Origin of the sequence: Vibrio sp. OPT46 (genome assembly GCF_015163535.1) — a bacterium.
Classification (GTDB): domain Bacteria; phylum Pseudomonadota; class Gammaproteobacteria; order Enterobacterales; family Vibrionaceae; genus Vibrio; species Vibrio alginolyticus.
This window is the reverse complement of record NZ_JADDYG010000244.1, coordinates 147,972-151,357: the sequence shown is the minus strand read 5'-3', so window position 1 is coordinate 151,357 and position 3,386 is coordinate 147,972. Positions and strand designations below refer to the sequence as shown.

General features: G+C 43.0%; 1 protein-coding gene and 1 pseudogene. One reads left to right on the top strand and one right to left on the bottom strand.

Translation table 11 applies throughout. The annotated features are described in order from the left end of the window. Positions 1-240 precede the first annotated feature (240 nt). Positions 241-1,778 (bottom strand): annotated as a pseudogene (locus IQR33_RS10820) (putative bifunctional diguanylate cyclase/phosphodiesterase). Positions 1,779-2,141: 363 nt separating this feature from the next. On the opposite strand from IQR33_RS10820, the gene IQR33_RS10815 reads away from it, so the two are divergent. Further along, positions 2,142-3,335 (top strand): acetate/propionate family kinase, encoded by a 1,194-nt coding sequence (locus tag IQR33_RS10815; protein WP_005386205.1) that lies wholly within the window; start codon positions 2,142-2,144, stop codon positions 3,333-3,335. Positions 3,336-3,386 lie beyond the last annotated feature (51 nt).

Here is a 3,386-nt window from a genome sequence, read left to right as displayed (position 1 = left end):
CGTGAAGGCGGCCGTCGCGAAGGTGGCTTCCGTGGTAACCGTGACGGCAACCGCGATGGCAATCGTGAAGGTGGCGAACGTCGTTTCGATCGCAACCGTGGTGGTGATCACCGTGGTGCACATCGTGGTGAACGTGGTCACGGTCGTGGCCGTCGTACAGACGCATAATCACTAGTGATTAAAGCGACGGTTTAAGTCGCTACAAAAAGAATTGAAAGCCGAGCAAAGCGCTCGGCTTTTTTATGCGCGTCTAATACGGTTTTGCTTTTTCATCGTGTTTGTTTACCCAACTTATTACTTCGTCTAAGGGCAGGACAGAACAAGTAACCCTGAATGATGTCACAGCCTCGACTTCTCAAAAAATGCAGTGTGTCCATGTCTTGAACGCCTTCTGCTACGACCGAATACCCTAATCCATGTGCTAGCGCAATCGTGTTCTCAACGATAGAGCGGGAGCCTTCAGTGCGGCTTGCTGTGGAGAGAAATGAGCGGTCGATTTTAATTTGATCAACCGGAAGATCTCTTAACAGTGACAAAGATGAATACCCAGTGCCAAAATCATCCAAGCTGATCTTTATACCTAATCCTTTAATTTGATGAATTAAGGGGTTGAGCTCAACGACCCTATCGATCGCCATCGTTTCAGTGATCTCTAAACTTATTAGGTCAGCGAATTGCGGGTTTACTTTGAGCAAAGTTTCTAAGCGATTAAACAGCAAGTTAGATGAGAGATCTTTCGCTGATAAGTTTACGTGGACAGGAAGCTTAATGCCTTTCTCTATAAATGTTTGCAGATCCCTTTCTACTTGGTTAAGAACCCACATGGTAATGTTGTGCACCTGATTGCTACGCTCTGCGATAGGAATGAAGTCGTTGGGTGAGATCGTTTTACCATTTTCGTCATGCCAACGAATCACTGCTTCAAAACCGACAGCTAAGTTAGTGTGTGCATCAATCAACGGTTGGTAATACAACTGAAACTCTTCTTTTTCAAGCGCACATTGAATACGAGAAGATATCTCAAGTTGGTACTTAGCCCCGACGTTCATATCCTCATTATAAAACGCACAAAGATTGCCATTACGCTTGGCGTGATACATAGCGATATCTGCGTGCTTGATCAAAAGATCATTGGTTAGGGCGTCATATGGGTAGGTTGTTCTTATACCGAAAACAACGCGGCAGGAAACTTGAAACTCATCTAAATGAAAGCGTTCAGACATTGCAGAATCTAGTTCTTCTATGAGTTTTTTACCCGTTTCCTCGCATGCAGAAGAGGTCAGGATGACAAATTCATCACCACCAACGCGGAATATCTGGTCATTGCCTTTCAGTTTCCCCTGAAGGCGTTGACCAATTTGAATAAGTAACTGGTCTCCACAAAAGTGACCCATTGCATCGTTGACTTGTTTAAAATTAACCACGTCAAAAAGGATCACCGAGAATGGGTCTCTAGATTGTATTCTGCCTTCGATAGACTCAAAGCAGTATTTACGATTAGGGAGCCCAGTAAGAGCGTCATGGACAGCATTGCGCTTCTCTCTTTCAGCAACGGTATGAAGCTCTAATATCGAATCGTTGCTCCACTTAATCACCAGCACGACAAAGATACTGCCGCCAAAAAGTATAAGAGAAACCCCCGTTTCTAGGAGAGAAGCAATAGGTTTTTGCATGATGGCGTGCAAAAAAACGGCATAAGCAAAAATGAAACAGCTGATTAACAATAATAGGTAAGTCCACCCGGTTACGTCAGTTTTCGAGCAGATGTTTTTTGTCATCTGCCATCCCCAGCAGAGCAAAATCAAACCTAAGATCACTAGTAGAAACGCAATAGTGAGCACATTATTACCCCGATTTATTGATTGGTTTGTTATTTTTGTTAACCCAATAAACAACGTGTTTTATATGCCTGACTTTGTACAAATTGACCTGTTCATAAACTATGTTTAACAAGTGATATTTTTTAGTCTTCAAATAAAATCAAAACTTGCTACAGATCAACAAAATTTGTTCAATCAAATCGCTTTTACTAAAAGATTGTTGAAAGATTAAAAAATTATTGAATAATAGAGGGGCAAACAAGAAGTACGCAGCGCACAAGCGCTATTACAACCTCTGCTCTACAACAGGATAACTATTTCATGTCTAATTCGTTTGTACTGGTGATCAACTCTGGTAGCTCTTCATTAAAATTTGCTGTTATTGATTCTGAAACCGGTGAAGCTTTGGTATCAGGTATTGGTGAGTGTTTTGGCCTACCTGAAGCTGAAATCAGTTGGAAATATCAGGGAGAAAAAACCGTTGAAGCAATTCCTGCTGGCGGTAACCATCATCAGTACGCTGTTGAGCGAGTGGTAAAACTACTCGAAACTCTAGGTTTGAGCTCAAAATTTGTCGCTGTAGGCCATCGCATTGTCGCAGGCGGTGAAACCTTTAAAGGAACTGTGAAAGTTGATGAAACAGTTATTCAAGAAGTAGAGCGCCTTGCTGAACTTGCACCACTTCATAACAAAGCGAACGCTGAAGGCATGAGAGCGGCAATGGCGGCGTTCCCTTCACTGCCTCAATTTGCTGTATTTGACACTGCTTTCCACCAAACAATGCCAGCCAAAGCCTTTATGTACGCACTTCCTTACGAGCTTTACGAAGAGCATAAAGTGCGTCGTTACGGTGCTCACGGTACAAGCCACTACTACGTAAGCCGTGAAGCAGCGAAAATGCTAGATAAGCCGGTTGAAGAAAGCAGCTTTATCACTGTGCACTTAGGTAACGGTGCATCAGTGAGCGCGGTTAAAAATGGCGAATGTGTTGATACAAGTATGGGTTTGACACCGTTAGCTGGCCTAATGATGGGCACTCGCTGTGGTGACCTTGATCCAAGTGTTATCGAGTTCCTTTTCCGTAAAGGCTGGGAAAAAGACGAAGTGTTCGAGATGATGAACAAGAAGTCAGGTTTCTTAGGTGTATCTGGTGTGACAAGTGATGCTCGTGGCGTACTAGAAGCAATGGAAGCGGGGAATTCACGTGCGAAGTTGGCATTTGAGATCTTCACTTACCGCGTTGCGAAATACATTACTTCCTACCTAGCGGCTCTGGATTCATTAGACGGCATCATCTTCACTGGTGGTATTGGTGAAAACTCACTACCAATTCGTCGTGAAATCTTGAAAAACCTAAAGCTGTTAGGTTTTGTTGAAGATGAGAAAGGTAACGAAGATGCAAGATTTGGTAACGCAGGTGTTATTGCAACATCTGAGTTGTTAGGTGCCAAAGCTCTTGTTATTCCTACTAACGAGGAATTTGTGATAGCTAAACAATCGGTTGAGCTATTGTAATATATAACGAAAACAGAAAGTTAAAAGCGAGCCTCGTGCTCGCTTTTTTAC